Here is a 21,411-nt window from a genome sequence, read left to right on the forward strand (position 1 = left end):
TATTATTTACCTATTTCAATAATGTGGAATGAACCGGCTATCATGTGTGGGCGCGGGTGGGCATTCTCTGCCGTTGGCGGTGTTGCTTCCATTTGCGCGGCAGGTAAAAATAAATGATGAGTAATTAAGTCGATACCAATAGTGCGCGCGCTTTTTTCGGTAGTGATGTTCTCTACAAATACAAATTTATTGGCATTCACCTCTTTAATAACCGACATGTTGCCATCGCCATTTGATGAGTACGCCATCTTTAGGGCAGGGTCAAAAGCAACGCCATCACAATCACCAATCTTAAATTTGGCCAGATTTTTACCATTTGTGGCGTCCATCACAACCATGGTAGCATTGCCGCCGCAGCCGATGAATAAGCGGTTAGTCGCCCTGTCTATGGCCAAGCCTGAGGGCTCATCGCCATCATTTATTTTATATCGTTTGATAACTTTGTAGGTATTGGCATCAATTACCACAACCTCATTAGTGGTTTCGGAGTTTACAAAAACTTTCCCTTTACCGTCAGACACGCCGGTTTCCGGTTTACCGCCAAGCGGGATGGTTGCAACAACCTTATCTGTAGCCGGGTCAATTACGGTAGCATCGCTGCTGCGGCCGTTAAATGTGTAAACTTTTTTAGAAAACTCGTCATAAAATATAGCATCAGGATTTGTGCCGACGGTTATTTTGCCGATCTCTGCATTCGTTTTCAGGTCGAAAACGGTACAGCTGTTATCGCGCCCGTTACTGGTATAACCCTTGCCTAAAGTTTTAACCAATGCAATACCATGCACACCGTTTGTGTTAGGGATAACACCAATAGAATCGCCCGTAACCGTGCTTAAAATATTAACCTGCGTACCGTGCGATACGTAGATCTTTTTTTCGGCAGCATCTACCGTAATATAATCCCAGCCGCCGCTACTTTTTATAGCATGCTTTTTAAGAATATGTAAGCCGGTTTTAGTTTGGGCCGAAGCATTTAAAGATACAAGCGCAACGCCAATAATGGTAAACGCTTTTATTATACTAGATTTTGGCATGATGGTTAATTTTAATGCTATTTACTATCCTATTCTGTAGGAATGTTGGATAATATTTTTAACACGTCACTTATAATTTAATTAATAATTTGTGATAGAGAAATCAGAAAAAAGTGCCTCCTGATTGCTATCACCCTTAAAGTGCAGTCCTGCCCTTGGGCTTCGATCCCATTGTGGTAAAAAATCAGCCTTCAACGGAGTTTCGGATGTAAGTTCTTTCCATTCCATTTTTCCCTGCATGTAATAAAACTTGCATGTATTGTTGGTTGTTAATTCTAATTTAAGTTGCACAGCAGTTTGTGGATTCAAGGTTGACTGCGCTAAAGCAGAAAATTTATTGTCTTTAACCCGCCATAATATTATCTCGTTATTTTGGGTACCGATACCTAAAGCCACATTAGCATCCCCATAAAAAGTGAGGCCTTTAAGTGCTGTATTATTGTTAAGCACGGTTGCTACCATTGCAAAATTCCCGGAAACAGGCCTTGCAGTTAACACAATGCCGGTTTGATTAGCAAGCTTAACAGTTCCGGATAAATGCAATACACTTTTTTGTTGTTTTACAACTGGTGACGAGTTGCGAAAATCCCATTGCCAATATTTAGCTATGGATGGTGATGCGAATTTGTCATGAATGTCCGATGCAGCAACGCTCCATATATTTTGCGCCTTAAATACGGGCCAGCCATTTTTTTGCGGCCATACTAATTCGGATATAAGCCCTTGCCTGCCCGTAAATACTGTACTTTGCTTATTGTAGGCGTGGTGCAAATAAAGATCGGTACCGCCCGGCCCTTTAACAAAAGTGCCATGCCCCATGCATTTCCACTTTTCGTTTTCATATAAAATAGGGTTGGCCGAATACATTTCGTAAGGCCCTGCAAATTTTTTTGCACGAGCTATGCTCACATTATAACTACATTGCGCCCCGCAACAATTACCTGCCGAATAAAAAAGGTAATAATAACCGTCCTTTTTAAGGATGCTTTGCCCTTCCATACCTAAACGTTGTTCATCTTTTAGTAATGAAAATGGTTCGCCTTTTAACCTAAGGCCGTCTGCGGATAATTTACTACCCAATATTTCTATAGGGCGCTTATCGAGGCCATAGGCTTTAAAGGTGATGTACAATTGCCCGCCATCATTAAAAACAAACGCATCTATAGCTTCTTTCCCAAATGCTATGATCACGCCATGGTCGGTAAAACCTCTATCAGGAAACCTGGATGTGGCTACGCCGATGTAAGATGTATTATCAGCCTTGCGCCGTGCCGTGTAATAGATGTAATAGGTGTCCTTTATCTTATAATATTCGGGCGCCCAAAACGACCCCGATGCCCATTCGGGTGTTTTGTTAAATACATAACCGGTTTGATGCCAGTTTTTAAGATCGGTAGACTGGTAAATTGGGAAGTGCGGGGCCCACTCGGATGATGTGCCCACTGCAAAATATTTATTATTAACTTTTATAATGGATGGGTCGGCAAAATCGCCCGGAATAACGGCACCGTCATTCCGTTGGGCAAGTAATGTAACCGGCAAAACTATTATCAATAAGATATATAAAGTAAGTACTTTAATAGTTTGCATAGCAGTTAAGTTGAATTACAATGGTTGATGTTGAGTGAAGCAAATTACTGAAATAGGCTAACTAATAGCCGGATATTCTCACAAAACTAAAAGCCACCCCAGTATGGCTTTTAGTTTTAATTATGCCGCTATAAGTTTATAGCACCGGTAGTAATCGTATTATACTTCACGAACCAAAACCGATTAACGGCTTATGTCAAATTCTCTGTAAAGAAATCGATGGTTCGTTTCCAGGCCAGTTCTGCAGCGGCTTTATCATACCTTGGTGTTGTATCGTTATGGAAACCGTGGTTTACGTTCTCGTAAATAAATGCCTGGTATTTTTTGCCGTTCTCTTTTAATGCAGCTTCATACGCAGGCCAGCCGCCGGTAATACGAGTGTCCAGCGATGCATAGTGCAGCATTAGCGGTGCTTTAATTTTCGGCACATCTGCAGCTGCCGGCTGGGCGCCATAAAAAGGTACTGCTGCTGCCAGTTCGGGCACGCGTACGGCCATCATGTTGGCTATACCTCCTCCATAACAAAATCCCACAACACCAATTTTACCGTTACAATCTTTATGGTTTTTAAGGTATTCGTATGCTGCTATAAAATCTTCCTGCATTTCTTTTGGGTCTCGTTTGCTTTGCAGTTCGCGGCCGGCATCATCATTACCGGGGTAACCACCAAGTGGTGTAAGCGCATCAGGCGCCAGCGAAATAAAGCCAGCGAGTGCCGCCCTCCTGCCCACATCCTCAATGTATGGGTTTAAGCCGCGGTTCTCGTGCACTACAATCACACCGCCAAGTTTCTTTTTAGCACCCTTTGGTTTGGATAGCAAACCTTTTATACTGCCACCACCTTTTGGCGAAGCATAATTGATATACCCCGAATCCAATCGCGGATCATCTGCCTTAACCTGAATTTTATTCTTGTAATCGGGCATCAGGAAACTCATCAGGGCGGGCACGGTTAAACCGCCAACCGCATAAAGCGATAGTTTCTCTAAAAATACCCGGCGGTCCAGGCGGTTGTGTGCGTAATCATCATACAGGTCAAACACTTCCTGCTTAACATCTTCTTTTTTGATCTCACTCATGGCAAAAGGCTTTTTCAAATTTAATAATTAGCGGCAATGGCTTGCTAAACAAACATCAACACTCTTGCTACCCAGATAGTTTTGATATTTGTTTGAATAGATGAATCGTCCTAAAATAAGTTGACGGATTTATATACTTCCTCTTCTTTAAGCGATTGCATATCGATCACATAACGGAAGCGTACCTCCTCATCCAGCATCTTATCATACGCCTTGTTAATATCCTGGATCTTGACCAACTCGGTATTGGGCAAAATGCCATGCTCGGCACAAAAATCAAGCACTTCCTGTGTTTCGGCAATGCCACCGATTGCAGAGCCGGCAACCGAGCGACGGTGCATAGCTACTTCCTTGTTGTTAGTAGGTGCCTTGTATTGTGCCAACACCCCTACTGCCACAATAGTACCATCGCGTTTTAGCAGGTTGATGTCGTATGGGTCGGGAATGGTGTTCAATATAAAATCGAACTTTAACTCATGCGCAGCCATCTCATTCTCTGATATGATCACAGCTTTTGCGCCTAAAGTTTGGGCGGCTTCACGCTTTTCCTCCGTGCGGGTAATAGCAGTTACTTCGGCACCCATTGCTGCTGCAATTTGCACACCCATGTGGCCTAAACCGCCGATGCCTACAACACCAACTTTATCGCCTGGCTTTATGCCCCAGTGCTTTAATGGCGAGTACGTAGTGATACCCGCGCAAAGGATGGGCGCTGCTGCGGCAATATCCAAAGCATCCGGTATACTTAATACAAACGATTCCTTTACTACCAGATTAGTTGAATATCCACCGTAAGTATTAAAGTCGCTACCATCAGGCTTCATATAACCGTTATAAGTCGCGGTCCAGCTTACAGGGCCTTCGCAATAATTTTCCAGTTGTTCCTGGCAGGCCGGGCATACGCCGCAAGAATCTATCATACAGCCCACACCCACGGTATCGCCCACTTTAAATTTGGTTACGCCACTGCCTGCCGCGGTTACCTTGCCAATAATTTCATGACCGGGCACGCATGGGTAAATGGTATTCTTCCAGTCGTTTTTTACCTGGTGCACATCCGAGTGGCAAACACCGCAGTATAAAATATCTATCAGTACCTCATCTTCTTTTGGCGCTTTACGCTCAAATTCCATTATCGAGAGTCTGTTAAAAATCGAGCCTGATGCCCCGTAGCCTTTTGCTTTTATATTTTCCATAGTTTTAGTTTGTATATGATGTTATAATAACCGCATTAACAAACTATATTTTTAGAATAATTTATAAACTTAAAAGAAACCACACTCCGGTTATATGTAACAATCATTATACTTATTATACCTTATAAAATTGTTAAAATGCTTTACCTTGGTATCTTCAAATGTTATTACTGACTAACTGATAAATAATGAACAAATACTTACTAACGGTAACGGCTTTCGCGATGGCTTTGGGTGCCAACGCACAGCAAAATGCCCCCATAACCGCTAAGGATTATGAGCGTGCCGAGGCCTTTTTAGGCTACAATACTTCCCATTTGGTTGACAGGGCAAACGTTTCCCCTAACTGGCTCCCGGGCGATAAATTCTGGTATAGCGTATCAACCGCGCAAGGCAACGAATTTATACTGGTTGACCCCGCTAAAAAAACACGTACCACCGCTTTCGATTCACAGAAACTTGCCGCAGCTTTATCAACAGCATCCGGCAAAACTTATGATGCTAACAAATTGCCGTTTCAAAGCATTGGTTATTCTGCCGATGGCAAATCTGTTTTATTTTCTGCGGATGCTGAAAAATGGGCATATAACCCGGCAACTAACCAGGTGACCGCCGATACTTCAAAACCTGTTGCGGGTAAAACGGCTGCTTTAACAGGCCGTGCCGCACGTGGTGGTGGCAACGAGGTGATGTCGCCCGATCGTAGCAAAGCCGTTTTTATAAAAGACTATAACCTTTGGGTGCGTGATGTCGCCAGCGGCAAACAAACCCAACTGACTACCGATGGCGTAAAAGATTTTGGCTATGCTACCGACAACGCCGGTTGGACCATGAGCGACAGGCCGATTGTATCGTGGTCGCCTGACTCTAAGAAAGTGGCAACCTTTCAGCAGGACCAGCGAAAGGTGAGCGACATGTACCTGGTTACTACCAACGTGGGTAAACCAACCTTAATGTCCTGGAAATATCCATTGCCGGGAGAAAAAGATATTGTTACTATCCAACGGGTTATTATTGATGTAGAGAACCCAAAAATTATCCGCTTTAATATCGCGCCCGATCCGCACCGTGCTACGCTGAGCGATGATATAGCCAGCAGCGGCAGCTTTGATGATGCCGACTGGAAAGCCGATGGCAGCGAGTTTGCATTTGTATCAACCTCTCGCGACCATAAGAATGAGAAATTCCGAATAGCGAATGCCACTACCGGTGCCGTACGCGAGGTATTTGAAGAAACCGTTAAAACTCAATATGAATCGGGTTGGGGCGCCATCAACTGGCGTTACCTGCCTACATCTAAAGAGATCATATGGTTCTCGGAACGCGACAACTGGGGGCACCTGTACCTTTACGATGCCACAACCGGCAAACTAAAGAACCAGATCACTAAAGGCGATTTTGCAGTTACTAAACTGCTAAAAGTTGATGAAAAAACCCGTACCCTATACTTTGCTGCAGGTGGCCGCGAGCCGGGCAACCCATATTTTTCGCACTTTTATAAAATTGGTTTCAATGGTAAAGGTTTAACCTTGCTTACGCCAGAGACTGGCAACCACAATGTTAACTTCTCGCCAAATGAAAATTACTTTGTGGATAGCTACTCACAGCCCGATGTACCTCCAGTTACCGTACTGCGCGATATGAAAGGCAACTTGTTAGCCACTTTAGAAAAAACGGACGTATCGAGGCTTGCCGCTACAGGCTGGAAAGCGCCTGCTCCTGTTAAACTAAAAGCACATGATGGCACAACCGATATTTATGGCCTGGTATTTACGCCAACCAAAATGGAAGCAGGTAAAAAATATCCGGTTATAGATTATATTTACCCCGGCCCGCAAGGTGGTGGTGTAGGCAGCTGGTCATTCATCGCATCGCGTGGCGACCACCAGGCACTTGCTGAACTGGGCTTTATTGTTGTAGTGATAGAAGGCACCAGCAACCCGCTGCGTTCAAAAAGCTTCCATGATATGAGCTATGGTAATATGGGCGACAACACCCTGCCGGATCAGATCACAGGCATTAAGCAGTTAGCTGCCAAATACCCTATAGATACTACTAAAGTGGGTATCTGGGGGCACTCTGGTGGTGGTTTTGCTACTGCTACCGCGATGTTTAAATACCCTGATTTTTTTAAGGTAGGGATCTCAGAATCTGGCAACCACGAGAACCGCAACTACGAGGATGATTGGGGCGAACGCTACAATGGTTTAGTAGAAAACTCAAACTACGATGCACAGGCAAACCAAAACTTCGCTAAAAATCTGAAGGGTAAACTGATGCTTGCCCACGGTATGATGGATAACAACGTGCCACCATACAACACCCTGTTAGTTGCCGAAGCATTGGAGAAAGCCAACAAAAGCTTTGACCTGGTGATATTCCCTAACAGCGCGCATGGATACGGCCAGTATTCATACTACATGATGCGCCGCCGCTGGGATTATTTTGTGAAGAACCTGTTAGGTGCCGAGCCACCTTACGATTACGTTCTTGGGCCAAAATCGACCAAACGATAAATCAGCGAAAAATAATTTATAGTAAAGCCCCGATCACTCGGGGCTTTTTTATAAATTATTGTACCGATGGCGGAGGCGTTTTTGTACCCCAATTGGTATTTGGCTGGCTGCCCATCACAAAGGTTAGCTTGCCGCCTTTCATTAATTCATCGCGGTATAGCCAGCAATTATCAAGCGGCGCGCCATTAAACTCTGCCGATTGGATGTATACATTGTCCTTACCGTTGTTTTTGGTTTCGATAATTAGGATTTTGCCATCGCCCAGTGTGATAGTTGCTTTGTCAAATATCGGGCTGCCTAATTCAATTATCGGGCGCAGGTCTGTAAAACCTTTCACATCAAACAGGCCCAAAGCATTTATTACATACCAGGAACCAAGTTGCCCCTGGTCTTCGTCCTGCCCGTAACCATAACCGTGGATAGGTTCGGTACCGTAAAACTCCTGACCTATAAGCCTTGCCCATTTTTGCGTTAGCCATGGTTTGCCCGAGAAATTGAATAACCAGCTCAGTTGTTCTGCCTGCTCTAATGTAACACTAATAATTATTTGATTAGTTGAGTACTAAGAACAACAATCGCTTAACTAATGTTTAATTATTTAACTCATTATGGGTGTAAGTAACATCCGTTTTAAAATAAGAAATAAGAAAAACGCTCAACTTAACAGATATTAATATCTAAATATTATTCACAGGAAATATTTGCGTATTACTTTATATAACCGCCCTGGTTATCAAGTTCTTCTAAAAACTTTTCGGCATTCGCCAGATGTTTATCACGCTTTTCGGCAGCCATTTTATCGAAGGTTTTAACGAGCATGCCCAGCCTTGGGTTTTGCAGAAAAAAGTTGCGGTGCACATGCATAAAGCGCCAAAACAGGCCGTCCCAGGTTTCCTGCCAGTCGCCTTTTGGCCAGTCGCCCATTTTCAAGAGGTAGTTGCTACCGCTGATATAGGGCTTGGTCGTCATCAGCCCGCCATCGGCAAACTGCGTCATACTATAGGTATTGGGCACCATTACCCAGTCGTAGGCATCAATATACATCTCCATAAACCATTGGTAAACCTGATCGGGGTCAAACTCGCAAAGCAGCATAAAGTTGCCCATTACCATCAGCCGTTCTATGTGGTGACTGTAGCCTGTATGCAAAACCTTTTTAACAACCACATCTACCGGCACAATCCCGGTTTCTCCTTTCCAGAATGAGGCGGGGATCTTCCTTTTAAAGCCCCAGTAGTTTTTGGTACGTTGTTTTATCCCTTCGCGCTCGTAAACAATATGGATAAACTCGCGCCAGCCCATAATTTGGCGAATAAAACCCTCGAGTGAGTTTAGCGGGATGCTATTCTCTGCGGCAAAATCAAGCGCCCCATCAATCACCTGCTGCGGGTTTAGCAGGCCAATGTTAAGCATCGGCGTAAGCACCGAATGATATAGGAAACTTTGCTGCGACACCATGGCATCTTCATAGATCCCGAAGTGATGGAAACGCTGTTTTAGGAAGTTTTGTAGCCATTGCTCAGCCTCCTGATAATTAACCGGGTAAAAGCCACCAAGGTTACTAAATGGCGATGCGGTGCTTCCGTAATTATCCGGATACTGTTTATCAATCCATTGCTGCGCATCGGTTACGTACTTGTTTTCGGCAGGTACATCTAACACGGGCACCGCTTCATTTTTTGGAAACTTCAACCTATTCTCGCCGTCGTAGGTCCATTTGCCACCTATGGGTTTGTCGTTGGCTTCAAGCAGTATTTTTCTTTCTTTCCGCTGCGCAATGTAAAAATCGGTTTGGAAATAGGTTTTGCGTCCATCAAAATAATCGGCCACCTCATCGGCGCTGTTGAGGTAATTGGGGCTGCGATATTTTGCTAACGCGATGTTATGTTTAGCACAGCCGCTATCTAAACGTTTCTCCAGCCAATAGTCAGCAACATCGGCATAGTGGATCTTCTCCACCCCTTGTTTAGCCAGGTGCGGAATGAGTTTACGTACATCACAAAGCTTTTCCGTAGCTTCAATATACTCTACGTTGAAGCCTTTATCCCGCAGAAAATCAGCATAAAACTGCATGGATGCGCGGTGGAGCACCAGTTTCTTTTTATGAAAAGTATATTGGTTAAAATAAAGTTCCTCTTCTATCATATAAACCAAACGCTCATCTTTCACGGCCGGATGTTTCTCAAACAACTGGTGCGGAAAAATGAGCGTGATACTTGTTGCATGCATAGTTTCAGAACATGCTGTACAGGCAAATTGTTCTACTTACCGAACCTTGAAAGCACATTATATGCCGCGCCGGGCATTTTTACTTTATAACGGAAACCACCGGGGAAAACATCTTCCTCCTTTATAAACTCGTGGCCTTTTTATTGATCCAAAATGTTTCGGTGGCGTGCTGGCCTTTGTAATCGCTTTCATTAAAAGTTTCCAGCAATCAACCTTTTGGTTATCCATGGTCATCATCACTTCGCTGCCAATTACTTTGTAAATAATATAATCGGGCTTACCCAGGCCTGCGTCGTAAAAGTTAATGGCAAAGGTTTTACCGGCAGCCAATGGCAGCATCTGGAAGGTTTCCATATCCAGATTCCAATTAAAGTTGTGCGAGGTAAAATCCAGCGAAAAATCTTTGGCTGTATTGCTTGCAACCGTATCTGCACCTTTAATTTTATCGGCACCTTAATTGTACGCGCGGTTTTTACCGGCATGGTATATCGGCGCGAAATCGCTCATGCGGTTTACCGAGTAAACCGTGCGGTAGCTGGTGCTATCGCTGCCATACCAATGCGGGCTGGTTACCAATACCTGCTGATTAGCCCGCGTTTCTACTTTGGTATCGCGCAGCCAGATAGTTACGCTTTCCAAACTATCGACTACCTGTTAAAACCTATTACATTAAAACGTTTCCTGTCGGCCACCCAAAAAATTGAGGCTGCATTTGGTAAACAGCCGGTAGCAGAAAGCAAACCCGATGAGGGTTACTTCTTTGTAAAAACAGGCAAAACCCTACGCAAGATCCTGCTGGATGAGGTGCTTTATTTTGAAGGAGAAAAAGAATACGTACGCATGGTTACCGGTGCCGAGGTGTTATTGATCTATCGCCGTTTAAAAGATATTGAAGAGCAGCTATCGTCACCTTTTGTGCGGGTGCATAACTCTTATATCGTCAACACCAAATTGCTCAGTAAAATACAGGATAACCATATTTACATTGGCGATAAACAGATCCCGGTTAGTGAAAAGTTTAGAGATGGTTTTATGGCGGTGATAAAGGAGAGGATGTTTTAGGAGCCTTACTAAAACACACGTCATTGCGAGCGATAGCGTGGCAATCCCCTACTTACAGAGTCGCAGACAAATCTACCGAAGATTGCCACGTTGTTATCGTTCAGCAATGACGCATTTTTTGAGCATGTGGGTTACCTACGATTCCGTCAATTCTCCCCTTAGATCCTTTTCCAAACATCGTTTTACCTCTTTAGGGTCATCAAGTTCGCCAAGCAGGTACATCATTTTGGTGACGGCTGCTTCATAGGTCATATCGTAACCGTTGGCTACGCCGATGTCTTTAAGCTGTTTGCTGGTTTCGTAACGGCCAAGCTCAACGGTACCCACTTTACATTGCGAAATATCAAGGATCACTTTGCCGTTATCGATAGCGTTTTTTAGCAGGTCGATAAACCATTGGTCGGTAGTGGTGTTACCGGCGCCGAAGGTTTCCATTACAATACCGCGTACATCGGCACCTAAAATGGTTTCCACAACCTTAGGACTAATACCGGGATAAAGTTTCAGTACCGCTACATCGTTAACCAACGTGTTATGAATTTTCAACGGACCTGTTCCAGGTTCGCGGATGTCGTTCACGCTGAAACGCAGGTGAACGCCAGACTCGGCCAGTATTGGGTAATTTGGCGAGCGGAATGCTTCGAATTTTGATGAATTATATTTGAACGCGCGGTTACCACGAAACAGTTTATAATCAAAATAGATACAAACCTCGGGCACACGCGATTTATCGTTCTTTTTAGCTTTCGCTATCTCTATCGCAGTCATCAGGTTTTCCTTTGCATCGGTACGTACCGCGCTGATGGGTAACTGCGACCCGGTGAAAATCACCGGCTTGTCCAGATTTTGCAGCATAAAGCTTAGCGCTGATGCAGTGAAAGCCATCGTATCCGATCCGTGTAATATCACAAAGCCATCCACCTCGTCGTAATTGGCTTCTATAAGCGCGGCAAGTTCGGCCCAAACTTCGGGGTTCATGTTCGATGAATCGATGATATGCTCAAACGAGTGCACCTTAATTTTACAATTAAGCTTTTCCAGTTCGGGAACGTTATCCATTATCTGTTCAAAGTTGATGGGTACCAACGTTTTTGTAACAGGGTCGCTCATCATACCAATTGTCCCTCCGGTATAGATGATCAATATCTGGCTCATTTAGGTCAGGTTTATACTGTAAAATAATATATACTATATACCAAATATTATTTTTGAATTTTGGGTGGTGATAGCTGCCACCTCTTCAATAGATACTTGATATAGCTCCGCCACTTTTTGGGCTACGTAAGTTAAATAAGAGCTTTCGTTAGGTTTACCACGATACGGAACGGGTGTAAGGTACGGAGAATCAGTTTCTAAAACCACATGCTTTAAGTCAATTTGTGGTAATATCTTGTCCAGGCCCCCATTTTTGTAAGTAACTACACCGCCTATTCCCAAATAAAAGCCCATTTCAGTAATTTTGTTGGCTTGCTCCAGCGTACCGGTAAAACAATGGAAAATGCCGCGCAGGTTCTCATCTTTACTATCCTGCAAAACCTGGTAAACCTCGTCGAACGCATCGCGGCAGTGGATCACTATGGGCATTTTCATGCTTTTTGCCCAATCTATCTGTAATTTAAACGCCTGGATCTGCTCGGTTAAAAAGGTTTTGTCCCAGTACAAGTCTATACCAATTTCGCCAACGGCATACAACGGGTATTTATGTAACGATGCTACAATAAGCGATAGCTCGTGTTCCCAATCCTCTTTTACCGAACATGGGTGCAGGCCCAGCATGGCGTAACAGTTATCGGGATAAGCAGCCAGCAGATCAAACATCAGCGGTACCGATGCGGCATCAACATTGGGCAAAAACAAACGGCTTACGTTACTATCCAGGCAACGCTGCATTAAAGCCGTACGCTTATCTGCCTCCGTTTCGTAATATAAATGGGTATGTGTGTCTGTAAATACCATGGCACAAAAGTAAGAAAGGGGCTTTCTATATTAATTTTTCTTTTTAGCTGAATTTCGCTTTTTTAACGGCGCTTTTTTCTTTAACGGCGCTTTAGCTGCAGGTTTCACAGCATCGTGTTTAACCCTCACCACTTTTACCAGTTCTACATCAAATAGTAGTGTTGAGTATGGTTTGATATCAGCACCTGCACCACGCTCGCCATAAGCTAACGCCGATGGGATAATGAACGTTGCCTTAGAGCCTTCGTTAAGCAGGGCCAAACCTTCGTCCCAGCCTTTTATTACACGGCCGGCACCTAAAGCAAAGCTAATAGGCTCGTACGTGCGGCCCGGCTGGTTTAAGCCACCGGCTTTTGCATCAGCCTCTACACTGCTATCAAACATTTTACCCTCTAATGTGCGGCCGGTATAGTTTACATATACGGTATCGCCATTAAGCGGTTTGGGTTTAATGCCTGCAGATCTAACCACGTAATGCAAACCAGACGGTGTAGTTTTAGCAACAAGGCCTTTGGTTTTAATGTAGTTAGCCAAAGTTGCCATTTCAGTCGCTTTAACTTTTTCGCCTTCGGCTTTAACCTTTTCCATAGCGGTATTACGCTCGGCCATGGCTTGTTCTAAAGTTTGCGAGCTAATGATTTTTAATTTAAAAACAATGTTGCCACCTTTTTTAAACATCGGGGGCATCTCGGTTTCGTGGCCTTTAAAAACCGAATCAACCGGCACTTTCACTATCGCGCTATCGTTAACCGACATCAGTGGGAAAATATCCATCAGGTCGGCAACATTGGTTGACGGGTGGATCTGCGTTTTTATTGGCTGCCCCTGTTTGTAGGTACTAAACAATACCGAATCGGCATCGGTTGCCTGGATAGCGTTAAACGTAATAACATTGTTCTGCTTTAGTTTTGCACCCGGGCTGCTGCTGATTATTTGATACTGCACACCCTTTGCGGTACGCTGAAACTGCGCGCTGGCCTTAAAGCCAAACAGGCAAAGTATTAAACCTAAAAAAATAGTACTCTTCATAATAAAAAAAGCCTCCCGGGTATTCTCCGGAAGGCTGTATAAGTTTTATAAATTATCTTGCTTGCGGTGGCATTGCCGGTTGTTGTAACGGTTTTGGCGCGTTAGGGTTAGCTTTGATGATCTGCACTACTTCTATATTGAAAGTTAGCGGTGCAAATGAACCAATACGTGGCGGGTAGCCCTGCTCGCCGTAACCAATGGCTGATGGCACTACAAAAGTTGCTTTAGCACCTTTGTTTAACAATAGCAAACCTTCTTCCCATGCGCTAATTACGCGGCCTTCGCCAATAGGGATCTTAATAGGCTCGTATTTGCGGCGGGCATCGTAAATTTTAGGGTCGGTTTTGGCATCCTCTTTAACACTTGTGTCAAACAGTTTACCATTTAACAACCTGCCTGTGTAATTAACAATAGCAGTATCGCCTTTAACGATGTTAGCACCACTACCCGGGGTATTAATTACGTATTGCAAGCCAGATGCTGTAACAGTAGTTTTAAGTTTTTTATCGTCTACATACTTCTTGATCTTAGCCGGCTCTTGTTTTTTAATGATCTCGCTTTGTGCTTTAAAGTAATCGGTAACATGTGCCTGGAAAACCGGCTCTGTTTGGTTACCTCTTGGAATCACCTTTTCAACTTTGATCTCGTAAATAAGGTATTTACCTTTTATGCCCGGAGGCCTTGGAGCGCCTTTTTTAAACATCGAATCGATAGCTAACTTAACAGTCGCGCTATCACCTTCGCTTAGTAACGCGAATGCAGCAGAAACATCCCCTTTACGAGGTTCTTTTTCCATTATCTGCGGTAAAGGGCGGCCTAATTCGTAGGTACTGCCTAATACAGAATCGCCATCTGTTTTTAAGATAAGGTTAAGGCTGATAAAATCGCCTGATTTAATGGTTGCGCCAGATTTATCTGTACGGATATTGTACAACATGCCACCTGCACCTTGTTTAAAACCACCTTTGCAACTTGCAAGCCCTAATGCTGCAACTGCTATGATCATTAAGTTTTTTCTCATTTTTTTTTGTTAGTTCTTATTGTAATAATAGTGTTTTATACTCGGGTAATATTGATTTAAATTTTGCTACGGTAGCCTCCAGCGATTCGTCAGACTGGCCGCCTGCCGCATTGCGGTGGCCGCCCCCCTGGAAATACTTTTTACATATCTCGTTCGCCGGGAACTCATTTTTTGAACGTAAGGATAATTTAACCTTATCGTTGCGCTCTACTATAAAGGCCGCCAAATGTACGGTGGCAATTGAAAGTGCATAGTTAACAATTCCTTCGGTATCGCCGGTGTTTACATCAAATTTGGCAATATCGGTTTTACTAACGGCCATTATGGCTGTATTGTATTCGGGCAGTATCTCTAAACAGTTTGCAAGGCAATGGCCTAAAAAGCGCAAACGGTTTTCTGATGAACTGCTGTATATTAATTCGTGGATGCGTGAGTTATTGGCGCCTGCATCAATTAAGTGGGCCGCAATACGGTGCACGGTTGATGTTGTGTTTGGCAACCGGAATGATGCGGAATCTGTCATGATGCCTGTATATAAACAGGTAGCCACATCTTTATTAATAAGCTCGGCGTGTTGCAGCTGATCTGCTATAAAGGTGTAAACCAATTGCGCGGCAGCACAGGCGTTGATATCCCAGTGGCGGTAATCGTCAAAATCCTCAGGTTCCAGGTGATGGTCTATCATCACTTTGTAGGCATTGCTTTGGCCAACCAGCGGGCCCATATCATTAATACGGCTCAGTGCGTTAAAATCGAGGCAAAAGATGATCTCTGCATCGGCAATTAATTTGGCAGAAAGGTCGCGGTTTTCGGTAAAAATGATCACCTCCCCGTTGCCCGGCATCCAGTTTAAAAATTCGGGATAATCTGTAGGGGCAATTACTTTAGCGTGGTGCCCTTGCTGTATAAGGTAATTATACATCCCTAATGACGAGCCCATAGCGTCACCATCGGGTTTATGATGGGTGGTAATTACTATTTTACGGGGCTGACTTAAAAGTTCAGTAAGCGAAGCTAAATCTAACATCAATTTTAAAAGAGTTGCAAAGCTAAGTAAATTAATTAAATACGTGTAGCATATTTATGGCAAAAGCTTTAAGTTTCAGTTATAAAACGCTACTTTTGCGCCTCTTTAATAATAAAAAGAACATCATACAATGGCAAATAACAGAACTTTTACAATGATAAAGCCCGATGCAGTTGCAAACGGCCACATTGGCGCTATTTTAGACCAGATAACCAAAGCAGGTTTTAAAATTGTAGCATTAAAATACACATCACTTAGCGCAGAAAAAGCAGGCGAATTTTACGCGGTACATGCTGAGCGTGGTTTCTTTGCAGATCTTGTTGGCTTTATGTCATCAGGGCCTATCGTAGCAGCTATCTTAGAAAAAGATAACGCTATCGAAGATTTCCGTAAACTGATCGGCGCTACAGACCCATCTAAGGCTGATAAAGGCACCATCCGTAACCTATTTGCAAAATCTATTGATGCAAACGCGGTACACGGTTCAGATTCTGACGACAATGCAGCAATAGAAGGCAACTTCTTCTTCTCGGCGTTCGAGCGTTTCTAAGCTACTGACAGTCAATAAAAAAGCGCCTTGTAAATATTTTTTACAAAGCGCTTTTTTATTGGTGCTTTTCTTGCAAATTAACTATTTATATGTATCTTTACATATCCGGGCGACCAAACGCCCGTATTTAAACGTAAGTATCATGAAGTCGCTTATTAAATACCTTATCTATTCTGTAGTTATTATAGGTATTATTGTAACTTCTATGAGTATTTTCAGGGATCATCCCGAGGCTCAGTTCGCGTTTATATTTCCGGGGATCTTTATGCTTGCGTTTTCGCAGATCATGGACGATAGCTTCCGTAATGTAAGCCACCGCTTACGTTTAACCCGCGGTAGGTAGTTATCCAATTTTAGATAAATACGATATCGGCAACCAGTTCGGTTTTAACAAAATCATTTATTTTTTGAATTATTTGTTCTCGCATCATTACAAGCTCGTGCTTAATAACTGATGATTCTATCCGCAAAAACAATTTCTTATCTTTTATAAATAACTCCTTGGTACGGTTAGCTACCGATTTACCTACAATGTCTGGCCATAGGGTTACGATGGCAGTCTCATCAAACTTCCGTTTTATTTTATAAACGTTAAGCATCTGCTCAATGGCTTCCTTAAGCGATTTATCGTTTGCCTTACGCATTTACATTCCCCTCCGTTACTTTAAATAATTTCACCTCCACATTTATTTTCTCGAAGATCCCCTCTACCCTCGCGCTGCTGGTATCGGTGATAAATACCTGCCCAAAATCGTTGTTAGATACCATCTGCATCAGTTTGGTAACGCGGTTATCGTCCAGCTTGTCAAAAATATCATCCAGCAAAAGCAGGGGTTTAAATCCATTCTTCTGTGTAAGAAAAGTATATTGCGCCAGCTTCAACGCTATCAGAAAAGATTTTTGCTGCCCCTGCGACCCAAACTTTTTCATTGGCATACCATGTATGTTAAATTGCAGGTCGTCCTTGTGGATGCCCATAGTAGTACGCTCCAATATCCGGTCGCGTTCCATGCTCTTCTTCAACAGGGCGGCAAAATCATCATTCAGCAATTGCGACTCATAATTTAACTCCACCTGTTCGGCATCTTCGCTAATGAACTGGTAGTGCCGGTTAAAGATGCCGGTAAATGCTTCCATAAACGCCTTGCGCTTTTCAAAGATGCGCTTGCCCGATGCGATCAGTTGCTCATCAAAAACAGAAAGCAGTTCAGGGTCGTAACGGCCTGTATCGGCAATTTGCTTTAACAGCGCGTTGCGATTAGCTAATACCTTATTATATACTATCAGTTCGTCCAGGTAATTATGGTCGGTTTGCGAGATAACGTTATCAATGAATTTGCGGCGCTCCTCGCTGCCTTCTATAATAATACTGATATCGTACGGGGAGATCATCACCAGTGGCAACAGCCCGATATGGTCGGCCAGGCGCTGGTAGTCCTTTTTATTACGCTTGAATTGCTTTTTTTGGTTACGCTTAACGCCGCAGGCCACCACCTCTTTGTTCCCGTTTTTTTGGAACACACCGTTGATCATGAAGAAATCGGCCCCCTGCTTTATTTGCTGGGTATCTATCGGGTTAAAATAGCTCTTGCAAAGCGACAGATAATGAACCGCATCCAGCAGGTTGGTTTTACCCGCGCCGTTATTACCAACAAAGACATTCACCCCCTCGGAAAGCGAAATTTCGGCCTCGGTGTAGTTTTTAAAGTTGATGAATGAGAGTTGCTGCAAATACATAAGCGGGGAGCAAATTTAGTGTTTTTTGGTTGGTTTATTAGTTCAATGGTGCATTAGTTTAGAGACGCGATACTTCGCATCTCCCGGTGCAAGAGTATTAATTATCAATTCAACGGGACATTAGTTTGTTGTGAGCATTTCTGTGATCGATATATTCTGAGACGCGAAGTATCGCGTTTCTACGGGCAGCAACAATGTAGAGACGCGACATTTCGTATTTCTTTGCAGAAAGGCAATTTACACTCCATTACCCACTAATAACAAACCCTTTACCCATATCACAACTATCCAAAATTTAAATTTGCTAAAAGGATTGAAAACCGTATTTTTGCAAACTTAATTTTTAAATACAGATGTCAGTACCCGAGGTGAATACAAAAACTACAGCAGATAAAACAAGTGTTGTAAAGAGCGGTAGTTTTGTTCAGGAGAACCAAAAAAGCTTATTATTTATTGCAGCAGCTATTGTTGTAATGATTTTTATTTACATAGCATACCTTAAACTTTACCTTGCACCAAGGGAAGTTACCGCTGCAAACCAAATGCACGTAGCGCAAGATTTTTGGGCTAAAAAAGATTGGGACAAAGCTATTAATGGCGATGCCGGTTACCCTGGTTTCAAAAAAATTATAACAGATTACAGCAACACTAAAGTTGCTAACCTTGCTTACTTTTACTTAGGCACTGCTTACTTAAATAAAGGCGAATACCGCCAGGCAATTGATAACCTTACTAATTACCGTGGCGATGATAATATGGTTGCTGCCGAGGCTTTAGGGAGCACGGGTGATGCCTATGTTGAATTGAAAGATTTAGATAAAGCCGAAACCTATTTCAAAAAAGCTGCTGATAAAGCAAGCAATAAATTCCTTACCCCGTTTTACCTTAAAAAACTGGGCCTGGTTTACGAAGCTAAAAAAGACAACAAAGCGGCTGCCGACACTTACAAAAAAATCAAGACTGATTACTTTGACAGCGCCGAAGCACAAAATATTGACGAGTACATTGCACGTGTTGACACGAAATAATTAACACGACATTATAAAGCATATTAATGCCTGCCTAAAAAGCAGGCATTATTTATTTAAACCAATTTCTATCTTTACGGTACTTATGGCTACTCAATTAAAAAACCTGTCAGATTTTTCAACCGCGAGCGAGATCCCATCGGCCGAAGGCTATAGCTTTGGTATTGTAGTTGCCGAGTGGAATGCCGAAATAACCAACGCATTGTACCAAGGTGCTTACGATAGCCTGGTAAAATATGGCGCCAGGCCCGAGAATATCCATTCGTTCCCGGTACCCGGCAGCTTCGAGTTAACCAGCGGTGCCGAGCTTTTGCTTAAAAACAAAAAGCTTGATGCTGTGATAACCTTAGGCTGTGTGATACAGGGCGAAACACGCCATTTTGATTTTATTTGCGCCGCGGTTGCAAATGGGGTAACTAATGTTGCCATAAAATATTCAAAACCTGTTATATTTGGTGTGTTAACTACTGATAATCAGCAGCAGGCAATTGACCGCAGTGGCGGCAAACATGGCAACAAAGGCGACGAAGCCGCTGTAACCGCCATTAAAATGGCCAAACTGAACGAAACTTTAATTGGGTAAACCCGTATAAATACTAAGTTGAACAAGCACATGAAAAAAATTTTATACATAGCACTTTTCGCACTGGCTTTAGGCAGCATGGCTTCATGCTCTAACAAATTATGCCCTGCATACGGTTCGTACCCTAACCACCGCTAACACACCCATTTATCATTTTATTCCCTTTAGCCTAAAACTAAAAGTAGTTTTACATTATTTTTACGATTGAACAGGCACTATATATTACCTTTGTTTTATGGAATGGATATCGTTGGACACGGCAGATCAGATAGATAATATTAAACAGCAAGCGGGCTACAGCTTAATTTTTAAACACAGCACCCGTTGCTCTATCAGCATGATGGCTAAAAGGCGTTTTGAGATGGACTGGGAGAACCTGCCATCAGACATGCCGCTATACTTTTTAGACCTGATCAAACACCGCGACCTATCGGCCAAAGTAGCACAGGATTTTTCTGTTTACCACGAATCGCCGCAAATGTTGCTGATAAAAGATGGCGAATGCCTGCTCGATCAATCACACGGCTCTATCTCGGTTGACGAGGCCATGAGTGTGGTTTCTTAAGGGAATAAAGATTTTTAGAATCAGGAATCAAGACTGAAAATATAAAAAATCCGCAGGAGTTATCCTGCGGATTTTTTATGGCCTCCCCCTACTTCAAAACCGCGCGGCGTCATTGGAGGAGCGATAGCGACCTGGCAATCTTCGATAGACTTGTCTGCGGCTCTGTAAGTAGGGGATTGCCACGCTATCGCTTACAGCAATTACGGGATCTAATAAAGCAATGACGGTCGGGGTAGATGCACCCCATCCCCTTATTATCCTTTCTGCGTAATATTCGTTTACATACGGGGTGCACCTAATTGCTTTTTACCTATTTTTGTAGCATGATAGATTTGCCAGTAGTACCCGCCAACCAGCCGCAGCGCAAGCCCGATTGGTTAAGGGTTAGGCTTCCGGTAGGGAAGGAATACGCCCACGTACGTGGTTTGGTTGACGAACATAAGCTGCACACCATTTGCGAAAGCGGTAATTGCCCTAATATGGGCGAGTGCTGGGGAGCCGGTACAGCTACGTTTATGATACTGGGTAATATTTGTACCCGCTCGTGCTCTTTCTGCGCGGTAGCAACCGGCAGGCCCCTTGCTGTGGATACTGACGAGCCAAACCGTGTAGCCAATTCGGTAAAACTGATGCAGGTTAAACATTGCGTTATTACTTCGGTAGACCGCGATGATATTAAAGACGGTGGTTCTATCATCTGGGCCGAAACTATCAACGCAATCCGTCGCGAAAGCCCGGATACCACTCTTGAAACTTTACTGCCCGATTTCCGTGGCATTTGGGATAATCTTGACCGTGTTTTAGAAACCCGCCCCGAAGTTGTATCACATAATTTAGAAACCGTACGCCGCCTAACCCGCGAAGTACGTATCCAGGCAAAATATGACCGTAGCCTTGAGGCACTGAAACGCACATCGGCTACCGGCCTGCGCACCAAATCGGGCATTATGCTTGGCCTGGGCGAAAAAGAAGCGGATGTACTGGAAGCAATGGACGATCTGCTGGAAGCTGGCGTACACATCCTTACTTTAGGCCAGTACCTGCAGCCAACCCGTAACCATCACCCGGTAATTGATTGGATCCACCCGGACCAATTTGCCAGTTACAAGGAATGGGGATTGAAAAAAGGTTTCAGGTATGTAGAAAGCGGCCCGCTGGTGCGCTCATCTTACCATGCCGAAAAACATTTGTTTGAAATGTAAGTTATCC

22 protein-coding genes are annotated in these 21,411 nt (G+C 43.6%); 8 read left to right on the plus strand and 14 right to left on the minus strand.

Going from position 1 to position 21,411, the window contains the following annotated elements; all coding sequences use genetic code 11:
* Positions 1-2 precede the first annotated feature (2 nt).
* The 4 genes from RHM67_RS19100 to RHM67_RS19115 all read right to left on the minus strand — a co-directional run bounded on the left by RHM67_RS19100 (position 3) and on the right by RHM67_RS19115 (position 4,899).
* Positions 3-1,034 carry a YncE family protein gene (locus tag RHM67_RS19100; RefSeq protein ID WP_322228864.1) on the minus strand — a complete coding sequence of 344 codons (1,032 nt, stop codon included), beginning with the start codon at positions 1,032-1,034 and terminating at the stop codon, positions 3-5.
* A gap of 81 nt (positions 1,035-1,115) precedes the next feature.
* The gene (locus RHM67_RS19105) at positions 1,116-2,624 is read right to left on the minus strand and encodes a glycoside hydrolase family 43 protein (RefSeq protein ID WP_322228865.1); all 1,509 of its coding nucleotides are present in this window, start codon (positions 2,622-2,624) and stop codon (positions 1,116-1,118) included.
* Between the two features lie 191 nt (positions 2,625-2,815).
* On the minus strand, positions 2,816-3,703 hold the full coding sequence (locus RHM67_RS19110; protein ID WP_322232207.1) for a dienelactone hydrolase family protein: 888 nt from the start codon (positions 3,701-3,703) through the stop codon (positions 2,816-2,818).
* Positions 3,704-3,813: 110 nt separating this feature from the next.
* Positions 3,814-4,899 carry an NAD(P)-dependent alcohol dehydrogenase gene (locus tag RHM67_RS19115; protein ID WP_322228867.1) on the minus strand — a complete coding sequence of 362 codons (1,086 nt, stop codon included), beginning with the start codon at positions 4,897-4,899 and terminating at the stop codon, positions 3,814-3,816.
* A 188-nt stretch (positions 4,900-5,087) separates the two neighbouring features.
* On the opposite strand from RHM67_RS19115, the gene RHM67_RS19120 reads away from it, so the two are divergent.
* Positions 5,088-7,415, plus strand: a complete 2,328-nt coding sequence (locus RHM67_RS19120) for a S9 family peptidase (protein WP_322228868.1) — start codon at positions 5,088-5,090, stop codon at positions 7,413-7,415.
* 55 nt (positions 7,416-7,470) lie between these two features.
* Here RHM67_RS19120 and RHM67_RS19125 read toward each other — a convergent pair whose 3' ends face one another.
* The 3 genes from RHM67_RS19125 to RHM67_RS19135 form a co-directional block, all read right to left on the minus strand.
* The gene (locus RHM67_RS19125; protein ID WP_322232208.1) at positions 7,471-7,962 is read right to left on the minus strand and encodes a glycoside hydrolase domain-containing protein; all 492 of its coding nucleotides are present in this window, start codon (positions 7,960-7,962) and stop codon (positions 7,471-7,473) included.
* A gap of 161 nt (positions 7,963-8,123) precedes the next feature.
* On the minus strand, positions 8,124-9,644 hold the full coding sequence (locus RHM67_RS19130) for a cryptochrome/photolyase family protein (RefSeq protein ID WP_322228870.1): 1,521 nt from the start codon (positions 9,642-9,644) through the stop codon (positions 8,124-8,126).
* An 84-nt stretch (positions 9,645-9,728) separates the two neighbouring features.
* On the minus strand, positions 9,729-9,998 hold the full coding sequence (locus tag RHM67_RS19135; protein WP_322228872.1) for a hypothetical protein: 270 nt from the start codon (positions 9,996-9,998) through the stop codon (positions 9,729-9,731).
* Positions 9,999-10,124: 126 nt separating this feature from the next.
* Between RHM67_RS19135 and RHM67_RS19140 the strand changes: the two genes are divergently transcribed.
* Positions 10,125-10,706, plus strand: a complete 582-nt coding sequence (locus RHM67_RS19140; RefSeq protein WP_322228875.1) for a LytTR family DNA-binding domain-containing protein — start codon at positions 10,125-10,127, stop codon at positions 10,704-10,706.
* Between the two features lie 135 nt (positions 10,707-10,841).
* Here RHM67_RS19140 and RHM67_RS19145 read toward each other — a convergent pair whose 3' ends face one another.
* Genes RHM67_RS19145 through RHM67_RS19165 form a run of 5 tightly spaced genes read right to left on the minus strand, consistent with a single transcriptional unit; the run spans position 10,842 to position 15,739 of the window.
* Complete coding sequence (locus RHM67_RS19145; protein WP_322228877.1) at positions 10,842-11,861, minus strand: asparaginase; 1,020 nt, start codon at positions 11,859-11,861, stop codon at positions 10,842-10,844.
* Between the two features lie 33 nt (positions 11,862-11,894).
* Positions 11,895-12,662: a TatD family hydrolase gene (locus tag RHM67_RS19150; protein ID WP_322228878.1), complete on the minus strand. Its 768-nt coding sequence runs from the start codon at positions 12,660-12,662 to the stop codon at positions 11,895-11,897.
* A 30-nt stretch (positions 12,663-12,692) separates the two neighbouring features.
* Positions 12,693-13,691, minus strand: a complete 999-nt coding sequence (locus RHM67_RS19155) for an FKBP-type peptidyl-prolyl cis-trans isomerase (RefSeq protein ID WP_322228880.1) — start codon at positions 13,689-13,691, stop codon at positions 12,693-12,695.
* Positions 13,692-13,743: 52 nt separating this feature from the next.
* On the minus strand, positions 13,744-14,712 hold the full coding sequence (locus RHM67_RS19160; protein ID WP_322228882.1) for an FKBP-type peptidyl-prolyl cis-trans isomerase: 969 nt from the start codon (positions 14,710-14,712) through the stop codon (positions 13,744-13,746).
* 16 nt (positions 14,713-14,728) lie between these two features.
* A complete protein-coding gene (locus RHM67_RS19165) occupies positions 14,729-15,739 on the minus strand; it encodes a DHH family phosphoesterase (protein ID WP_322228883.1) in 1,011 nt (336 codons plus the stop codon).
* A 130-nt stretch (positions 15,740-15,869) separates the two neighbouring features.
* Here RHM67_RS19165 and RHM67_RS19170 point away from each other — a divergent pair, with 130 nt between their 5' ends.
* The gene (locus RHM67_RS19170; protein WP_322228885.1) at positions 15,870-16,289 is read left to right on the plus strand and encodes a nucleoside-diphosphate kinase; all 420 of its coding nucleotides are present in this window, start codon (positions 15,870-15,872) and stop codon (positions 16,287-16,289) included.
* A gap of 142 nt (positions 16,290-16,431) precedes the next feature.
* Positions 16,432-16,632 (plus strand): hypothetical protein, encoded by a 201-nt coding sequence (locus tag RHM67_RS19175; protein ID WP_322228887.1) that lies wholly within the window; start codon positions 16,432-16,434, stop codon positions 16,630-16,632.
* A 10-nt stretch (positions 16,633-16,642) separates the two neighbouring features.
* On the opposite strand, the gene RHM67_RS19180 is transcribed toward RHM67_RS19175, so the two are convergent.
* Both RHM67_RS19180 and recF read right to left on the minus strand, forming a co-directional pair.
* The gene (locus RHM67_RS19180) at positions 16,643-16,933 is read right to left on the minus strand and encodes a DUF721 domain-containing protein (RefSeq protein WP_322228889.1); all 291 of its coding nucleotides are present in this window, start codon (positions 16,931-16,933) and stop codon (positions 16,643-16,645) included.
* Positions 16,926-18,026 carry a DNA replication/repair protein RecF gene (gene recF / locus RHM67_RS19185; RefSeq protein WP_322228891.1) on the minus strand — a complete coding sequence of 367 codons (1,101 nt, stop codon included), beginning with the start codon at positions 18,024-18,026 and terminating at the stop codon, positions 16,926-16,928. The genes RHM67_RS19180 and recF overlap by 8 nt, the downstream gene beginning before the upstream one ends.
* A gap of 353 nt (positions 18,027-18,379) precedes the next feature.
* Here recF and RHM67_RS19190 point away from each other — a divergent pair, with 353 nt between their 5' ends.
* The 4 genes from RHM67_RS19190 to lipA all read left to right on the plus strand — a co-directional run bounded on the left by RHM67_RS19190 (position 18,380) and on the right by lipA (position 21,404).
* Positions 18,380-19,054: a tetratricopeptide repeat protein gene (locus tag RHM67_RS19190; protein WP_322228893.1), complete on the plus strand. Its 675-nt coding sequence runs from the start codon at positions 18,380-18,382 to the stop codon at positions 19,052-19,054.
* Positions 19,055-19,139: 85 nt separating this feature from the next.
* A complete protein-coding gene (gene ribH, locus RHM67_RS19195) occupies positions 19,140-19,637 on the plus strand; it encodes a 6,7-dimethyl-8-ribityllumazine synthase (RefSeq protein WP_322228894.1) in 498 nt (165 codons plus the stop codon).
* A gap of 235 nt (positions 19,638-19,872) precedes the next feature.
* Positions 19,873-20,202 (plus strand): bacillithiol system redox-active protein YtxJ, encoded by a 330-nt coding sequence (gene ytxJ / locus RHM67_RS19200; protein ID WP_322228896.1) that lies wholly within the window; start codon positions 19,873-19,875, stop codon positions 20,200-20,202.
* Between the two features lie 323 nt (positions 20,203-20,525).
* On the plus strand, positions 20,526-21,404 hold the full coding sequence (gene lipA, locus RHM67_RS19205) for a lipoyl synthase (RefSeq protein WP_322228897.1): 879 nt from the start codon (positions 20,526-20,528) through the stop codon (positions 21,402-21,404).
* The last annotated feature ends 7 nt before the right edge of the window (positions 21,405-21,411 follow it).

This window comes from Mucilaginibacter sp. 5C4 (assembly GCF_034345625.1).
In the GTDB taxonomy this organism is placed as follows: domain Bacteria; phylum Bacteroidota; class Bacteroidia; order Sphingobacteriales; family Sphingobacteriaceae; genus Mucilaginibacter; species Mucilaginibacter aurantiaciroseus.